The organism is Pseudomonas sp. AC355 (assembly GCF_979258205.1).
Map to the genome: position 1 here is coordinate 3,101,955 of NZ_OZ409843.1, position 17,430 is coordinate 3,119,384.

The window sequence follows — 17,430 nt, forward strand, 5'->3', positions numbered from 1 at the left end:
GGCTCCTACGACTTGCAGGAACCATGGATAGCCCGCCCTAAAGCGCTTTCTCGAAGATCTTCGAATTACGTTGGAAGTTGTACAGCGAAGCGCGCGCCGCCGGCATGCGCTCGACGCTGCTTGGCTCGAAACCGCGCTCGCGGAACCAGTGCGCCGTGCGGGTGGTGAGCACGAACAGGGTGTTGATACCTTTGGCCTTGGCCCGCTCCTCGATGCGTTCGAGCAGTTCGTCGCCGCGCCCGCCGTGGCGGTACTCGGGATTGACCGCCAGGCACGCAAGCTCACCACAGGTCGAGTCGGCGATTGGGTAGAGCGCGGCGCAAGCGATGATCATGCCGTCGCGTTCGACGATGCTGAATTGGCCGATCTCGCGCTCAAGCACTTCCCGGGAGCGGCGCACCAGAATGCCCTGCTCTTCCAGTGGGCTGATCAGCTCGATCAGGCCGCCAACGTCCCCGATATTCGCCTCGCGCAGCGATTCGAACTGCTCGGGGTCGACCAGGGTGCCGCCCCCATCGCGGGTGAACAACTCCGTCAGCAGCGAGCCGTCGCCGGTGTAGCTAACGATATGGCTGCGCTTGACGCCGCTGCGGCAGGCCTGGGCTGCGGCATCCAGCAGCTCCCCCTGATAGTCGCTACCCAGGCGCGAAACATGGGCTGGAACCTGTTGCGGGCGTAGTTCACGGATCAGCTTGCCGTCGTCGTCGAGCAGGCCCTGCTGGCTGCTGAACAGGATCAGCTTGTCGGCAGCCAGATCGATGGCCGCGCGCATGGCCACGTCCTCGCAGGCCAGGTTGAATATTTCGCCAGTTGGCGAATACCCCAGCGGCGACAGCAGCACGATATTGCGCTCGTCGAGCTGACGGTTGATGCCCTTGCGGTCGATACGCCGCACCTCGCCGGTGTGGTGATAGTCGACGCCATCCAGCACGCCGATGGGCCGCGCGGTGACGTAGTTACCGCTGCTCACCCGCAGGCGCGAGCCCTGCATCGGCGAGGCGGCGATATCCATGGACAGACGTGCTTCGATAGCGATGCGTAGTTGGCCGACCGCATCGATCACACACTCCAGGGTCGGGCTGTCGGTCACGCGCAGGTCGCGGTGGTAAACCGGTGTCAGCCCACGACTGGTCAGGCGTGCCTCGATCTGCGGGCGCGAGCCGTGCACCAGCACCAGACGCACACCGAGACTGTGCAGCAGCACCAGATCGTGGACGATATTGCCGAAATTCGGATGAGCGACCCCTTCGCCCGGCAGCATGACCACGAAGGTGCAGTCACGGTGAGCGTTGATATAGGGCGAAGCGTGGCGAAGCCAGTTGACGTAGTCGTGCATGTGCAGCGGAACCCTTGTGAAAACGAAGGAAGCATCAATGGGCGCGAAGCAAGACGCTTCGCTGGCGTACTCGGTGCGTTATCGTCGTCGCAACGGCATCAGGGGGACGCTCCTCGTATCAGTTCGGGGTCAGGCAATAGTGCTGGATCAGTTGGCGCAGCAACTGCACCGTCGGCACCAGGCGGTCAGTATCCAGATACTCACCGGGCTGGTGCGCGCAGTCGATATCACCGGGGCCAAGTATCAGCGTCTCGCAACCAAGCTGCTGAAAATACGGGGCTTCGGTACCAAAGGCTACCGCCGCTGCAGTATGCCCGGTCAAGCGCTCGGCAAGGCGCACCAGCTCGGCGTCGGCGACCTGCTCGAAAGGCGGCACGCTGGGGAACAACGGTGCGAAGTCGATGCTCACCTGATGCTGCTCGGCCAGGGGCTGCAGCTTCTGGCGAATCGCCGCGCGCAGCGCTTCCGGCTGCATGCCCGGTAACGGGCGCAGATCGAACTCCAGTGAGCATTGACCACAAATTCGATTGGGGTTGTCGCCGCCATGGATGCAACCGAAGTTGAGGGTCGGTTGCGGTACGCTGAATTGCGGGTTGCGGTACTCCTGCTGCCATTGGCGGCGCAGTTGCATCAGCTCACCCATGACGTCGTGCATGGCATCCAGCGCGCTATGGCCCAGCGCCGGATTGGAGGAGTGCCCGCTCTGCCCGAGGATGTCGATGCGCTCCATCATCACACCCTTATGCAGGCGGATCGGTTTGAGCCCGGTCGGCTCACCGATCACCGCAGCGCGGCCAAGCGGCCGCCCGGCTTCGGCCAGGGCCCGCGCGCCCGACATCGAACTCTCTTCATCGCAAGTGGCGAGGATGATCAGCGGCTGCTTGAACGGCTGGTCGAGCAGCCCCTGAACGGCCTCGATGATCAGCGCGAAGAAGCCCTTCATGTCACACACGCCCAGGCCTACCCAACGATCACCCGTGTCGGTCAGCTTGAGCGGGTCGCTTTGCCACAAGGCTTCGTCGAAGGGAACGGTGTCGCTGTGCCCGGCCAGCACCAGACCACCAGGCCCGCTACCCAAGGTCGCGATCAGATTGAATTTGCCTGGCTCGACCTGCTGCTTCTCGCAGGCGAAGCCCAGGTCGCTCAGCCAGTTGGCCAGCAGATCGATGACCTGAAGGTTCGATTGATCCAGCGCAGGCTGCGTGCAACTGACCGATGGCGCGGCAATCAGCGCCGCGAAACGATCCTTGAGGGTAAATGACATGGCGGCTCTCTCGGGTCGGTCGCTTCATCATAAAGAGAAGCAACGCCCGCGAGAACCGCCAATGGGGAATTGCTGCTCCCTTACAGGAAGATCAGCATGAAGATTTCCAGATAAATGATCGCCAGCGCAGCACCGATAGGAAGCGTTACAACCCACGAGGTGAAGATTTTACCAACCACGGCCAAATTCAATGCACCGATGCCACGGGCCATGCCGATACCCAGGACCGCACCGACCAGCGTGTGCGTGGTGGAGATCGGCAAGCCAATACCGGAAGCGGAGACTACGGTGGCGGCAGTGGCCAGTTCGGCAGCGAAGCCACGGCTTGGAGTCAGCTCGGTGATCTTCTTGCCAATAGTGGCGATCACCTTCCAGCCATAGGTGGCCAGACCGATGACGATACCCACGGCCCCCATCAGCAGCACCCAGCCTGGCACCGACGACTGGCCACCGATGACCATGTCGCCACCGGCTTCGATCACACCGACCACCGCAGCCAGCGGGCCGACTGCGTTGGAAACGTCACTGGCACCATGGGCGAAGGCCATGGAGCAGGCAGTGAAGATCATCAGCACCGCGAAGACTTTCTCGACGCTGGCGAAGTGAAAATCCTTATCGGCTTCCGGATCCAGCTTGATGCGGCGCAACAGCAGAATGCCCAGACCGGCTACCAGCAGACCGACACCGGCTGACAGCAGAATGCTCTGGCCAGTGGTGAAGTTCAGACCAACGTGCTTGAGGCCTTTGGTGAAGGTCATCAGCGCCAGCATGAAGCCGGTCAGGAACATGTACACCGGTACCCAACGCTTGGCATTGCGGAACGGGTCTTCGGTATCGAAGATCAACCACTGAACGCTCATGAACAGGCCGAAAGCGAGCAACCCGGAAATGAACGGGGTGACCACCCAGCTCGACACAATGGGTACCAGGCCGCCCCAATTCACTGCATCGACCGACACGCTGACCGAAGCGAAACCGATAATCGCACCAACGATCGAGTGCGTGGTTGACACCGGCCAGCCGCGCAACGAGGCGATCAGCAACCAGGTACCGGCCGACAACAACGACGCCATCATGCCCAGCACGAACATGTCGGCGGGAATCACCGATGCATCGACGATGCCGTTCTTGATGGTTTCGGTCACCTGGCCACCAGCCAGGTAGGCACCGCAGAATTCGAAGACCATGGCGATGAGAATCGCCTGCTTGATGGTCAGTGCCTTCGCACCCACCGAAGTGCCCATGGCATTGGACACATCATTAGCACCGACACCCCACGCCATGAACAAACCAAAGCAGCAGGCCATCACGAGGAGTACGAAACCGTAGTCCGCGACAAGAGACATAGAGATTTACCTGTAAACCCAGAAAGGATGCTGGCGGCTTAGCGCGCCAGCAGTTGTTCCAGCCGGTTGCCCACGCGCTCGGCGCGATCGGCAATGTCTCCGACCCAGTCGATGATCCGATAGAGGAACATCACATCGACTGCGGGAAGATCCTTTTCCAGTTTGAACAAGGTGCGGCGCACCTCGATCTGCTGGCGGTCGGTCTCGCGCTCGATTTCTTCGAGCTCCTCGACCATGCGCTCGACCAGGGTGGCCTCACGACCGGCGAAACCGGCCTCGAGCAGCGAATCCAGCTCCTTCATTGCCTTCAGCGCCTGGGCGCTGGCATCCACGCAACGACGCACGTACGCCAGCATCAGCGGTTGCAGGTCGACGGGAATGGTCATGGAGCGGCCCAGCATCAGCCCGGCAATGTCCTTGGCACGGTTGGCCACTTTGTCCTGAGTGCTGAGCAACTCCAGCAGATCGGAACGTGGCACGGGCAGGAACAAGCTCTTGGGCAGGTGCATGCGCACATTCTTCTTGAGTTTGTCCGCTTCGTTCTCGAGGCGAACCATCTCTTGCTGCACCTGCTCGACGCGCGCCCAGTCTTCGGCCATTACCGCCTCGAAGAATGGCACCAGATTGGCGGCGCACTCATGAGCCTTGGCGATATGCTGCTGCATCGGCCCGATCGGCGAGCGGCCAAAAAGGCTGCTGATGAACGGATTGCTTGGCATGGGGGTGACCCCTGTCTGTCAAAGAGGCGGCAAGTATACGGATGACATCCGAGGCAAGCCAGCACGTGTCATCGTTCCGTCACAATGTCGCATTTCCTCACGGATTTTCAGCGAACACCGGGGAAATATCAGCGAAACTATAACCATGCATAGCTTAGCCAAGCCGTTATCGACAGCCAGTACCGTTCGCCGACCTGCATCCGCCGCGCTTTTCCACTACCCTGTACGCCCTAACGTGCCGGGCAGCGTCCAGCACCGTGCAACCCCCGCCGCCGTCGCCGTTTCACCGAGCCCTCGCAATGAATAAAGAAACCGAAATCAAACTGCGCGCCAGTCGCGAAACCCTGGCTGCCCTGCAAACCCACCCACTGCTGAAGAAACGCAGCAAGGCTGGCTGGGAGACAAGCGAGCTGTTCAACCAATACTTTGACACCGAAGCGCGTGACCTCGCTGGCGCCAAGGTCGCCCTGCGCATTCGCAAGGATGGCGATCAGGTAATCCAGACCCTGAAGAGCCGTGGCCAGAGCGTGGCCGGGTTGTCCGAGCGTAACGAGTGGGACTGGAATCTGGCCAAGGCCAAGCTGGATCTGAAAAAACTCGACGACAGCTGCTGGCCAGCCAGCCTGACGGAGCTGGACAAAAAACAACTGAAGCCGCTCTTCACTACTGATTTCGTTCGCCAACGCACGGAGATCGCCTGGGGCCGCGGCAAGGCCCGAGTGATCATCGAGGCCGCTCTGGATCTGGGCAAGGTGGTCGCTGGCAAGCAACAGGAAGAAATCTGCGAGCTGGAACTCGAGCTGCGCCAGGGTGAACCCGAAGCACTGCTGGAGCTGGCCGCCGAACTGGCCGCCGACCTGCCATTGATGCCCTGTGACATCAGCAAGGCCGAGCGTGGTTACCGGCTGTTCGACGAAGGTAGCTACAACCTGCACTTCCCTACACCGGAACTGCCGTCCGAGCAGAGTCTGGACGACAGCGTCGCCGCCATCGGCTGGTTCCTGCTCGGCAGCAGCCAGCGCCTCGCCGAGCAGTATCGTCACAACGGCCACTGGCGCCTGCTGGTTGAGTGGCAGCAGTGCCTGATCGACCTGCGTGCCCTGCTCGGCAGCCTCGGCCAAGCGGCACCGCGTGCAAGCAGCAGCGAGCTGCGCAAACTGCTCGACGCGCTTCTGGAAGACTGGCGCCCACGAGTGCTCGCCGGCCAGGAGGACGACGCGGCACGCCAGGATGCGCCTGCACAATTCACTGCCGAACTGGCACAAACCCGCTGGGGCCTGTTCTCGCTGAACGCCTCGCGCTGGTTGCTGAGCCGTGCCTGGACGGCCTCGCGCAACAAGCGTGGTGACCGCCAGGGCGCTGCCGCCCTGCAAAGCTGGTTGCCGACCTTCATCGCTGAAGAAGGCCGTGATCTGCAGCTCAAGCGCTACCAACAGCAGCCTGAGGATCTCGCCGAGCAACTGCCACGTCTTGAGCGCCTGTTGCTTTGGCTGCATCTGGCACGTGGCGTGCTCGAGGTTGCCGAGACCGACCGACTGTTTGGTGAGCTGAACAAACTGGCTGAACTGGCCAAGCGTCCGCTGAGTCAAGAAGAGTTGGAGCCGCGCATGACTCAGACCCAGATCATCATGAGTCTGAAACCCTGGAAAACGCTGCTGAAAAACGGCTGATAGCGGGTGACAAAAACAGGCAGGTAGCCCCCTACCTGCCTCGCTTCGACGACAGGATTCTCCCTCGATGTTCAAACTCAGCCTGAAATCCATCATCGCAACCTGGCTCACCGGCCTGCTGGCCTTGCTGCCACTGGCGCTGACCATGGTAGTGTTGGCCTGGATCGTCAGCCTCCTGAACAACCTGATCGGCCCGTCCACCGCCATCGGCAGGCTATTCGCCGCCCTCGGTACACCGTTCGCCAGCAACCCCTTTCTGGCCTACCTGCTCGGCAGCCTGGTGTTGCTGATCAGTCTCTATCCACTGGGACTGGCGGTAAAACTGGGCTTACGCCGCCCCCTCGGCTGGCTGATCGACGTGACCTTGCGCCGTACACCACTGATCGGCAATTTCTACAACCTGGCCGACCGCTTCGTCGGCCTGCTGGACAAGAAGAACACCGACATCACCAGTATGCGCCCCGTGTGGTGCTTCTTCGGCGGTGATGGCGTAGCGGTTCTAGCGCTGCAACCCAGCTCGCAACCGGTGATACTGGAAGGCCGCCCGCACTTCGCGATTCTGGTGCCCACCGCGCCGATCCCCATCGGCGGCGGCTTACTGTATGTACCGGTTGAGTGGGTGAAATCAGCCAATATGGGCGTCGACGCACTGACCAGCATTTACGTGTCCATGGGACTGACGCCACCGCCAGCGCTTCCCGTACAGGGCCTAGAAGACGACAGCGCCAAGGACAGAACAGAAGATCGCCCCCCCTCGCAAGAGCAGTTGCCCCTCAACAACGAGCAGCCACCCGCGCCGAGGGTATGACACGACCCGCAGGGCCTGCTCGATAGCCTGACCCACTTCGGGCCGCGCGAGACAACCAGTAGCCTGCTAGATGTGTTTCACCGTGCGGGGCCGACAGCAGCAAACCTTGAACAGGCGCTTAGTCAGCACCACGACAATCAGGCATGCTGGCACCCCGCACGGAGCACCCCACTCAACGGATATCCAGGAGCCCGCATGTCCAGCCTCTCGCCTTCCGCCCCCGACCGCCTGCTGGATCTCAACGAGCTGTTGCGCGAGCTGGTTGCCCAAGGGCGGGTCTCCCAGGAGAATGCCGAGCAATGCCTGGCGATCCGCCGTAGTGGTGCCAATAACGACCTGCATCCGCTGGAGTTTATGGCTGCTCAGCAACTCGACGATCTGTCGAGACCGGGACGCAAGCACGATCTGGAAGGTCTGACCCTGTGGTTGGCAGAGCTTGCGGGCCAGCCTTATCTGCGTATCGACCCACTGAAGATCGACGCCGCAGCGGTCACGCCGCTGATGTCCTACGCCTTCGCCCAGCGGCACAAGATCCTGGCCGTCGCGGTGAACGCCGAATCGGTGACCATCGCCAGCGCCCAGCCCTTCATGCACGGTTGGGAAGCCAACCTCACCCACGTACTGAAGCGCTCGATCAAGCGTGTGGTAGCCAACCCGGCGGACATCCAACGTTTCACCGTGGAGTTCTATCGCCTGGCCCGCTCGGTCAGCGGCGCAACGAACAGCGATGCGAAGATCAGCAACGTCGGCAACTTCGAGCAACTGCTCAACCTCGGCGCTCAGGATCAGGAGCCGGACGCCAACGACGCCCACGTGGTGAACATCGTCGACTGGCTGTTCCAGTACGCTTTCCAGCAGCGCGCCAGTGACATCCACATCGAGCCGCGACGGGAACAAGGCAGCGTGCGCTTTCGCATCGACGGCGTGCTGCACACCGTCTACCAGTTCCCGGCCCAGGTCACCATGGCTATCGTCAGCCGTCTGAAGACGCTGGGGCGGATGAACGTCGCCGAAAAGCGCAAGCCCCAGGACGGCCGGGTGAAAACCAAAACGCCCGCCGGTAACGAGGTCGAGCTGCGCCTGTCGACCCTGCCGACCGCCTTCGGCGAGAAGATGGTGATGCGGATCTTCGACCCGGACGTGCTGCTGCGCGGCTTCGACCAGTTGGGCTTCAGCCCGGACGACCTCAAACGTTGGGAGAGCATGACCCGCCAGCCCAACGGCATCATTCTGGTTACCGGCCCCACCGGCTCGGGCAAGACCACCACGCTGTACACCACACTCAAACAGCTGGCGACCGACGAGGTGAACGTGTGCACCATCGAAGACCCCATCGAGATGATCGAGGGCGCCTTCAACCAGATGCAGGTGCAACACAACATCGACCTGACCTTCGCCAGCGGCGTACGCGCGCTGATGCGCCAGGACCCGGACATCATCATGGTCGGCGAGATCCGCGACCTGGAAACCGCCGAGATGGCCATCCAGGCAGCACTGACCGGCCATCTGGTGCTGTCGACCTTGCACACCAACGACGCGCCAAGCGCCATCACGCGCCTGCTCGAACTGGGCGTGCCGCACTACCTGCTCAAGGCCACCTTGCTCGGCGTCATGGCCCAGCGTCTGGTACGTACGCTGTGCCCACACTGCAAGGCGCCTCTCGAGCTCGAAGAAGCAGACTGGCAGGAGTTGACCCGGCCCTGGAACGCACCGCTGCCAACCGGCGCGCACCGCGCCGTGGGCTGCGTGGAGTGTCGGGAAACCGGTTACCGCGGACGCGCTGGGGTGTATGAAATCATGGTGCTGAACGACAGCCTCAAGCCATTGATCAGCTCTGACACTGACCTCACCCCACTGCGCCGCCAGGCCTTCAAGGACGGTATGCGCAGCCTTCGCCTGTCCGGCGCGCAGAAGATCGCCGCAGGCCAGACCACCATCGAGGAAGTGTTGCGCGTGACACCGCAAAGCGAGCAGCGTTAATCTCAGCTAAACGGGCTCACCGGGCCCGATTCAGCCAGGAGCGGCGCCATGAATATCCGCCAGAAGATGCTTGCCTGCGGGGCTGTCAGCATCATTGCCACACTTCTGGTGGGAGGCATCGGCCTCTGGGGCCAGGCACTGCTGGGAAATGCCCTGGCCGCCAACGAAGTGAATGCCAACGCACTGCGCAATCACATGGACGGCGACATGATGCACGACGCCTTGCGCGCCGATGTGCTGGGAGCATTCCTCACCGTACCCGGTGACAGCGCTGCGGCCACTCAGGTGCGCGATGACCTGAAAGAACACAGCGATCGCTTTCGTCAGGCCATGGCAGAAAACAGCAAGCTGCCGCTGGCTGCCAACACTCGCAAGGCCATCGATGAGCTCGGCCCGGCGCTGGAAAACTACATCCAGTCAGCGACCCGCATCGTCGAGCAAGCCCTCGTTGATCCCACAACAGCACGAACGCTGATGCTCGAGTTCTCGCGCAGCTTCAGCGAGCTGGAAGAGCGCAATGAAACCGTCAGCGCGCTGATAGAAGCCAGCGTGGCACAGACCCGAACGGACAGCGAGGCCATGGTGCGCAAGGCATCATGGTGGCAATGGATCGGCCTGGGTCTGGCGTGCCTACTGATCCTGTGGATTACCCGGCGCCTGCTGCATTCGGTACTGCAGCCCTTGGCGAAGGTCATCCACGCTGCGCGTACCATGGCCCAGGGCAACCTGAGCACGACCATCAGCGTCGATAGCAATGACGAAGCCGGCCAACTGCAACAGGCCCTGGCGGATATGCAGATCAGCCTGCGCAAGATGATCGAGACGATTCGTAGCGAGAGTGAAGAGCTGCGCAAGACGTCCCAGAACATCAGTCGAACCTCCAGCTCGGTGGCCAGAGGCGCCAGCGAGCAAGCCGACAGCGCGACCAGCATGGCCGCCGCCATGGAGCAGATGATCGGTAATATCGCGCAGATCGCCGAACACGCACGCAGCGCCCGCGACATTTCCGAACAGTCGGAGCACCTGACCAACAGTGGCGGGCAGGTCATTCTCGGCGTGGTAGAGGGCATGAATCACATTGCCGATGCGGTCAATCAGTCCTCACAGACCATTACCGCACTGGGCCAGTCATCCGAGGAAATCAACTCGATCATCCAGGTGATCCGAGGCATCGCCGAGCAGACCAACCTGCTCGCACTCAATGCTGCCATCGAGGCGGCACGTGCCGGTGAGGCCGGGCGGGGCTTTGCCGTGGTGGCCGACGAAGTGCGCAGCCTGGCAGCGCGTACCGCGCAGTCGACCCAGGAAATTACCGGGATGATCCATCGCATTCGCGAATCCACCGCGCAGGCCGTCAAGAGCATGGATTCGGGTGTCAGCCGGGTGAACGACGGCGTCGGCATGGCGCAGCAGGCCAACACCTCGATCAGCGATATTCGCCAGGGCGTGCAGCGCTCGGCGCAGATGGTCGATGAGATTTCCCACACCATCAGCGAACAATCCAAGGCTAGCAACGAAGTCGCCAAACGTGTGGAGATGATCAGTGAGGTGGCCCAACATAACAATCTGGCCATGCAGGATCTGGCCACCATGTTGGTGCACATGAATAACTCGGCCGAAGCGGTGCAGGCCTCGGTGAAACGTTTCGAACTCTAAGTCCGCATCATTGCAACGCAATCTCCAGTACGCTTGCAGCCCATTCGAATAGACATTCAACAGGGATCTTCTTTTTATGGAAATCGGTACTGCAGTCGTCTTCCTCTTCGTTGGCTTGGCATTCGCCATTGTCTTCATGGGCTTCAAGGTCGTCCCGCAAGGGTCGGAATGGACAGTCGAGCGCTTTGGACGCTACACCACCACACTCAAACCCGGCCTGAATATCATCGTGCCGGTGATGGATCGCGTCGGCCGCAAACTCAATGTAATGGAAAGCGTGCTCGACATTCCGCCTCAGGAAGTCATCACAGCGGACAACGCCACCGTGCAGATCGATGCGGTGTGCTTCTTTCAGGTGATCAATTCAGCCCAGGCCGCCTACGAGGTGAACAACCTCGAACACGCCATTCGCAACCTGCTGCAGACCAACATCCGTACCGTGCTCGGTTCCATGGAGCTGGACGCCATGCTCAGCCAGCGTGACGGCATCAACGAGAAGTTGCTGAGAACCGTTGACGAGGCTACCGCGCCCTGGGGCATCAAGATCACCCGGATCGAGATCAAGGACATCAGCCCGCCTGCCGACTTGATGGCGGCGATGTCCGGCCAGATGAAAGCCGAACGCATCAAACGTGCGCAAATTCTCGAGGCTGAAGGCCTGCGTGCCGCCGCCATCCTCACTGCGGAAGGCAAGAAACAAGCGCAGATCCTCGAGGCAGAGGGCGAGCGCCAGGCGGCGTTTCTCGAGGCAGAAGCGCGTGAACGGGCTGCCGCTGCAGAGGCCGAGGCGACGCGCGTGGTCTCGGTGGCAATTGCCGAGGGTAATGTGCAGGCGGTCAATTACTTCGTTGCCCAGAAGTACATCGACGCCCTCGGTAAACTGGCCAGCGCCAACAACAGCAAGGTTATCCTGATGCCACTGGAAGCCAGCCAGATGATCGGCTCGATCGGTGGTATTGGCGAGATCGTCAAAGCTACATTTTCCGACAAGAAGGCCTGAGTCATGCTGGCTTATCTGCAGAACCTGACGTTCTGGGACTGGCTGGCACTCGGCACCGTGCTGCTGATTCTCGAGGTGTTCGGTGCGGGCGGTTACTTGCTGTGGATAGGCATCGCCGCGGCCAGTATCGGTGTATTGACCTACGTGATCCCCGACACGCCATGGGCGCTGCAATTCATCCTGTTCGGCAGCCTGTCCGTGCTGACGGCAGTGTTCTGGTGGCGGCGCCAGCGCAGTTCTGGTCAAACCTCCGAGCAGCCGGGCCTGAACCGCCGCGGGCAGGAACTACAGGGACGACGCTTCGTGCTGCATGAAGCTATCGCTGGGGGGCGCGGCAAGATCAAGGCAGGAGACTCACTGTGGCTGGTGGTTGGCCCGGACATGCCGGCCGGCACCCTGATAGAAGTGATTGGCCAGGACGGTGTCTTGCTGAAGGTTCGTGCGGCAGACACCTGAAACGACTCACTCGCGATACCAGCACTGCATGCAGACCGCTATCCGAGAATACGGTGGAACCAGTCGCAGCGCTGCACACTCCTAAGCAATAGGAAAATCAACAGGAGTTACTGCTATGCGCCGTTTAAGTTCGTTGTTGTTCGCCGGCCTGTTCTTGGCCGCATCCTCCCAGGCATTCTCCGCCAACCTGCGCGATATCCTCTCGTCGGGTGCGACCACTGCGTCGACCTACCTGACGTTCAAGGACAACAAGATGATCATCCCTGCGCAGGATGACGCCAGCAGTTATGTCGCAAGTAATGGCGAGATCCGCGGGCCATACCTGGAAGCCGCACTGCAGAAAATCCGTGCGGATCATCCTGATCTGCAAGCCAGCGACCTGGAGCTGGCTACCGCGATCCTCACTGCCCAGCAGTGATAAAAAAGCCGGCTCGAAACAGGCCGTGTGAAAACGTAGCGAGCGAAGGTCAGGCAAGGCAAAAACCGGCGAAAAAGCGCAGTTTACGAGTTGTAAATGAGCATTTTGAGCCGGTTTTTAACGCCGCATGACCGAGCGCAGTAGTTTTCACACAGCCTGGATAGCCGGCTTTTTCTATACAGCCTCGAAGACTCAGCCGTCGATGCTCGCCTCATAACCAGCGCTGTCGAGCAGCTTCTCCAGTTGCGCGGCGTCGCTAGGCTGCAGTTTGAAGAACCAGCTGCCGTACGGATCGTTGTTGACGCTTTCCGGGCTGTCAGCGAGTGCCTCGTTGATCGCGATCACTTCACCACCGACCGGCGAATAAATGTCGGATGCGGCCTTCACCGATTCCACCACACCAGCGTCCTGGCCAGCTTCCAGCACCTTGCCGACTTCCGGCAATTCGATGAACACCACATCGCCCAGAGCTTCCTGAGCATGATCGGAGATGCCCACGGTTACGCTGCCGTCGGCCTCCAGTCGCGCCCACTCGTGGCTGGTGGCGTAACGCAGATCGGCGGGGATAGAGCTCATGTTGTCGTTCCTCATCAGACAGGACGGCGACCGCGCCGTCAGGGAAATTTAGCAGGTGCGCACAGGTTGCATCCAGCCGCTCGCATGCAGCGACCGTAACGAGTCGACCGTATCAGATCAACACTTTACCGTGGCGTACGAAATTCGGCTGCACAACGCGTAGCGGGTACCACTTGCCGCGGATTTCCACCTCGGCGCGATCCCCTGTCTTGGCCGGCACACGAGCCAGGGCGATGGACTTGCCCAGTGTGGGCGAAAAGCTGCCGCTGGTGATTTCACCTTCGCCCACGCCATCGACCCGCACCACCTGCTGAGCTCGCAGCACGCCACGCTCTTCTAGCACCACACCAACCAGACGCGAGTGCGAGCCATCCTGATACTGACGCAATAACGCATCACGGCCGATGAAAGCGCGCTCGGCTGGCTCCCAGGCCAACGTCCAGGCCAGGTTGGCGGCCAGCGGGGAAACCTGCTCGTCCATGTCCTGGCCGTAGAGATTCATGCCGGCTTCCAGGCGCAACGTATCGCGTGCACCCAGGCCGATCGGTGAAATACCCGCGCCGACCAGGTCATTGAAAAAGGTCACCGCTTCGCCAGCCGGCAACATGATTTCCAGACCATCTTCACCGGTGTAGCCGGTACGCGCGATGAACCATTCACCATCGGGCAACCCCTGGAACGGCTTGAGCTCGTGGATCAGGCTGGCACGGGCCTGGCTCACCAGCTCGCTGGTCTTGGGGCGTGCCTTGGGCCCCTGGATGGCGAACATCGCCAGATCGCTGCGCTCGCGCAGTTCGACAGCGAAGTCGGTGCTCTGCGCACGCATCCAGGCCAGATCCTTGTCGCGGGTCGCGGCATTGACTACCAACCGGTAGGTCGGCGCACTCGAGGCCTCGAGCAGATAGACGATCAGGTCATCGATCACGCCGCCTTCTTCGTTGAGCATGGCGCTGTACAGCGCCTTGCCCGGCGCTTGCAGACGCGCCACATCGTTGGCCAGCAGGTGCTGCAGGTAGACTTGGGCTTCGCCCCCCAGCACATCGACGACGGTCATGTGCGAGACGTCGAAAACCCCGCAGTCACGACGCACCTGGTGGTGCTCCTCGACCTGCGAGCCATAGTGCAGCGGCATGTCCCAGCCGCCGAAGTCGACCATCTTCGCGCCGAGCGCGAGGTGCAGGTCGTAAAGAGGTGTGCGCTGTCCCATGGGATCTCCTTCCGGGCGTTGCAAGGCCGTGGCGCGCACTGATCGGGCCATTCCAGATGATTTTGGAAATGGCTGCATGACGGGCCGCAGCGAATGGCGCGCATTGTAGCCGCATGGTCGGGGCCGGTCATCTTGGACATTGGCAAGCCTTGTAACAAAGCCCGCCAGGCGGGCCATGGAGCGGCTCTGCGCCTGCCTGGAGACCGTTTATCCGAATCGCCGGGCAGAGCGGCGGATGAGCAGAATCACCGGTAGCAGGCCCACCAGCACCAGCGTCAGCGCCGGCAATGCGGCCCGCGCCCACTCACCTTCACTGGTCATTTCGAAGATGCGTACGGCCAGGGTGTCCCAGCCGAACGGGCGCATCAACAGCGTGGCGGGCATTTCCTTGAGCACATCGACGAACACCAGCAGCGCCGCGGCCAAAGCGCCGGGCATCAGCAGTGGCAGATACACACGCAAAAACAGCGGCACACCGCCGACGCCCAAGCTGCGCGATGCTTGAGGTAGCGAAGGGCGAATCCGCGCCAGGCTGTTTTCCAGCGGCCCGTAGGCCACTGCCAGAAAGCGGATCAGATAAGCCAGCAACAACGCGCCAAGGCTGCCGAGCAGCAGGGCTCTGCCGGCGCCACCCAGCCATGTCGACAGCGGGATGACCACCCCGTTGTCCAGGCCGCTGAAGGCCAGCATGATCGCCACGGCCAGCATCGAACCAGGTAGCGCATAGCCGAGGTTGGCCAGACCGACGGTGGCGCCCATCAGCCGCGTAGGTGCCAGACGCCGGGCGAACGCCAGCAGCAACGCCACAGACACCGTGATCAGTGCCGCCATTACGCCCAGATACAGGGTGTGCAGGATCAGCGCCAGGTAACGCTCATCCAGATCGAAGCGCCCGCGCTGCCAGAACCACACCAGCAGTTGCAGCACCGGGATGACGAACCCGCAGGCGAACACCAGCAGGCACCCGCCACTGGCTGCGAACGCGCGCCATCCACGAAGATGGTACAGCGCCCCGCTACGCGCTCGCTCGGCGCAAGGCCGCACCGCACCACGTGCGCGACGCTCGCCGTAAAGCACCAGCATCACCGCGAACAGCAGCAGGCAAGCCAGCTGCGCGGCGCTGCCCAGACTATAGAAGCCGTACCAGGTCTTGTAGATGGCCGTGGTGAAGGTATCGAAATTGAAGACCGACACGGCGCCGAAGTCGGCCAGGGTCTCCATCAGCGCCAGCGCCAGCCCGGCACCAATGGCGGGTCGTGCCACGGGCAGGGCGACCCGCCAGAAAGCTTGCCAAGGCGAATGACCGAGGGTGCGTGCCGCCTCCATCAGCCCCCGGCCCTGGGCCAGGAATGCATTGCGCGCGAGCAGGTAAACGTAGGGGTAGAACACCAGCACCAGAACGATGATCACCCCGCCGGTGGAACGCACTCGCGGAAACCGCACGCCACTGCCGAACCATTCACGCGCCAGGGTTTGTACCGGCCCGGAGAAATCCAGCAGGCCGACGAACACGAACGCCAGTACATACGCGGGAATGGCGAATGGCAGCATCAGCGCCCAGTCCAGCCAGCGCCGCCCGGGGAATTCGCAAAGGCTGGTCAGCCAGGCCAGGCTCACGCCCAGCACCGTTACGCCAACGCCCACGCCAAGCACCAGGGTCAGGGTGTTGCCGATCAGCCGTGGCAGTTGCGTCTGCCACAGGTGCGACCAGATCTGCCGATCCACCTCGTGCCAGCTGGCCAGCAGAACCAGCAGGGGCATGAGCACCAACAGGGCCACGGCAAAGGCGATGGGATACCAGCGGCGCTGGGCGGGATGAGCCACGCAAACTCCTAGAAAGCGCAAAGCACGATGCCCCGGACGGGCCGGGGCATCGAATTACCAGCGCCTGACGAGCGGTTTACTGGCTCGTTCAGGCACAGCAGTCAGTGATCAGTTCCAGCCAGCGCGATCCATCAGGCGGATGGCTTCGGCCTGGCGCTTACCTGCCACTTCCACGGCGATGCTGTCGGCCTTGAACTCACCCCAAGAGGCGACTTCGGCAGATGGCTTGACCTTTGGATTGGCCGGAAACTCCTTATTGGCGTCGGCAAAGATATTTTGCGCCTCGGCACTGGTCATCCACTCGACCAGCTTCTGAGCGGCTTCGGGATTCGGCGCGTTCTTGGTCAGGCCTACACCGGACAGGTTGACGTGCACTCCACGATCGCTCTGATTCGGCCAGAACAGCTTGGCTTTCAGGTCGGGCTTCTGCTCGTGCAGGCGGCCGAAGTAGTAGGTATTGACGATGCCCACGTCGCACTGGCCAGCGGCAACGGCGTTGATTACCGAGTTGTCATCCGGGAATACGTCGGTGGCCAGGTTGTTGACCCAACCCTTGATGATGGCTTCGGTCTTGGCCTCGCCATGGGTTTCGATCAGCGTGGCGGTGAGCGACTGGTTGTAGACCTTCTTGCTGGTACGCAGGCACAGACGGCCTTCCCAGTTCTTGTCGGCCAGTGCTTCGTAGGTGGTCAGCTCGCCATCTTTCACACGCTCAGGCGAAAACACGATGGTACGCGCACGCACAGAAAGCCCCGTCCAGGCACCGCTGCTGGCGCGGTACTGAGCAGGAATGTTGGCGTCGACGACGCTGGATTTCATGGGCTGCAGAATACCCATCTGCTCGGCTTGCCAGAGGTTGCCGGCATCCACGGTGAGCAGCAGATCCGCTGGCGTGTTCTCGCCTTCGGCCTTGATGCGCTCCATCAGCGGCGCTTCCTTGTCGGTGATGAACTTCACCGCAACCCCGGTCTTGGCGGTGTAGGCATCGAACACCGGCTTGATCAACTCGTCGATACGCGAGGAGTAGACGACCACTTCATCGGCAGCCTGCACAGCGCTGGCAAGCGTACTTAGGGTGAAAACAGCGAGAAGCGCGCGGCGTACCGACATGACAGAGACCTATTGGAGTTGGAAGAGCGAGGATGATAGTGACTCGCATCTACAACGCAC

At 61.7% G+C, this 17,430-nt stretch carries 15 protein-coding genes and 1 pseudogene; 8 read left to right on the top strand and 8 right to left on the bottom strand.

Features of this window, described 5'->3' with window-relative positions; genetic code table 11:
- Positions 1–37: 37 nt before the first annotated feature.
- The 4 genes from argA to ACZ0AI_RS14700 form a co-directional block, all read right to left on the bottom strand.
- A complete protein-coding gene (gene argA, locus ACZ0AI_RS14685; protein ID WP_463562498.1) occupies positions 38–1,336 on the bottom strand; it encodes an amino-acid N-acetyltransferase in 1,299 nt (432 codons plus the stop codon).
- A gap of 118 nt (positions 1,337–1,454) precedes the next feature.
- Entirely contained in the window at positions 1,455–2,600 is a 1,146-nt protein-coding gene (gene argE, locus ACZ0AI_RS14690; protein ID WP_463562499.1) for an acetylornithine deacetylase, read from the bottom strand.
- An 80-nt stretch (positions 2,601–2,680) separates the two neighbouring features.
- Complete coding sequence (locus tag ACZ0AI_RS14695; RefSeq protein ID WP_463562500.1) at positions 2,681–3,946, bottom strand: inorganic phosphate transporter; 1,266 nt, start codon at positions 3,944–3,946, stop codon at positions 2,681–2,683.
- Positions 3,947–3,984: 38 nt separating this feature from the next.
- On the bottom strand, positions 3,985–4,665 hold the full coding sequence (locus ACZ0AI_RS14700; RefSeq protein WP_463562501.1) for a TIGR00153 family protein: 681 nt from the start codon (positions 4,663–4,665) through the stop codon (positions 3,985–3,987).
- A gap of 299 nt (positions 4,666–4,964) precedes the next feature.
- On the opposite strand from ACZ0AI_RS14700, the gene ACZ0AI_RS14705 reads away from it, so the two are divergent.
- From ACZ0AI_RS14705 to ACZ0AI_RS14740, 8 genes and pseudogenes are all read left to right on the top strand, one after another.
- Positions 4,965–6,335, top strand: coding sequence for a CYTH domain-containing protein (locus tag ACZ0AI_RS14705; RefSeq protein ID WP_463562502.1), 1,371 nt, complete (start codon positions 4,965–4,967; stop codon positions 6,333–6,335).
- A 67-nt stretch (positions 6,336–6,402) separates the two neighbouring features.
- Positions 6,403–7,143, top strand: a complete 741-nt coding sequence (locus tag ACZ0AI_RS14710) for a DUF502 domain-containing protein (RefSeq protein WP_463562503.1) — start codon at positions 6,403–6,405, stop codon at positions 7,141–7,143.
- A 195-nt stretch (positions 7,144–7,338) separates the two neighbouring features.
- Complete coding sequence (tfpB, locus tag ACZ0AI_RS14715; protein WP_463562504.1) at positions 7,339–9,123, top strand: type IV pilus assembly ATPase TfpB; 1,785 nt, start codon at positions 7,339–7,341, stop codon at positions 9,121–9,123.
- 579 nt (positions 9,124–9,702) lie between these two features.
- Positions 9,703–9,921: pseudogene (locus ACZ0AI_RS14720) on the top strand (HAMP domain-containing protein); the annotation flags it as partial.
- A 144-nt stretch (positions 9,922–10,065) separates the two neighbouring features.
- A complete protein-coding gene (locus ACZ0AI_RS14725; RefSeq protein WP_463565944.1) occupies positions 10,066–10,779 on the top strand; it encodes a methyl-accepting chemotaxis protein in 714 nt (237 codons plus the stop codon).
- Between the two features lie 76 nt (positions 10,780–10,855).
- Positions 10,856–11,779, top strand: a complete 924-nt coding sequence (locus ACZ0AI_RS14730) for an SPFH domain-containing protein (protein WP_463562505.1) — start codon at positions 10,856–10,858, stop codon at positions 11,777–11,779.
- 3 nt (positions 11,780–11,782) lie between these two features.
- A complete protein-coding gene (locus tag ACZ0AI_RS14735; protein ID WP_463562506.1) occupies positions 11,783–12,235 on the top strand; it encodes an NfeD family protein in 453 nt (150 codons plus the stop codon).
- A gap of 115 nt (positions 12,236–12,350) precedes the next feature.
- Positions 12,351–12,653, top strand: coding sequence for a DUF2388 domain-containing protein (locus ACZ0AI_RS14740; RefSeq protein WP_463562507.1), 303 nt, complete (start codon positions 12,351–12,353; stop codon positions 12,651–12,653).
- 192 nt (positions 12,654–12,845) lie between these two features.
- On the opposite strand, the gene gcvH is transcribed toward ACZ0AI_RS14740, so the two are convergent.
- From gcvH to ACZ0AI_RS14760, 4 genes are all read right to left on the bottom strand, one after another.
- Positions 12,846–13,229 (bottom strand): glycine cleavage system protein GcvH, encoded by a 384-nt coding sequence (gene gcvH, locus ACZ0AI_RS14745; RefSeq protein WP_463562508.1) that lies wholly within the window; start codon positions 13,227–13,229, stop codon positions 12,846–12,848.
- A 112-nt stretch (positions 13,230–13,341) separates the two neighbouring features.
- Positions 13,342–14,436 (bottom strand): glycine cleavage system aminomethyltransferase GcvT, encoded by a 1,095-nt coding sequence (gene gcvT / locus ACZ0AI_RS14750; protein WP_463562509.1) that lies wholly within the window; start codon positions 14,434–14,436, stop codon positions 13,342–13,344.
- Between the two features lie 207 nt (positions 14,437–14,643).
- Positions 14,644–16,260 (bottom strand): ABC transporter permease, encoded by a 1,617-nt coding sequence (locus ACZ0AI_RS14755; RefSeq protein WP_463562510.1) that lies wholly within the window; start codon positions 16,258–16,260, stop codon positions 14,644–14,646.
- A 108-nt stretch (positions 16,261–16,368) separates the two neighbouring features.
- Positions 16,369–17,370 (bottom strand): extracellular solute-binding protein, encoded by a 1,002-nt coding sequence (locus ACZ0AI_RS14760; protein ID WP_463562511.1) that lies wholly within the window; start codon positions 17,368–17,370, stop codon positions 16,369–16,371.
- Between the last annotated feature and the right edge of the window lie 60 nt (positions 17,371–17,430).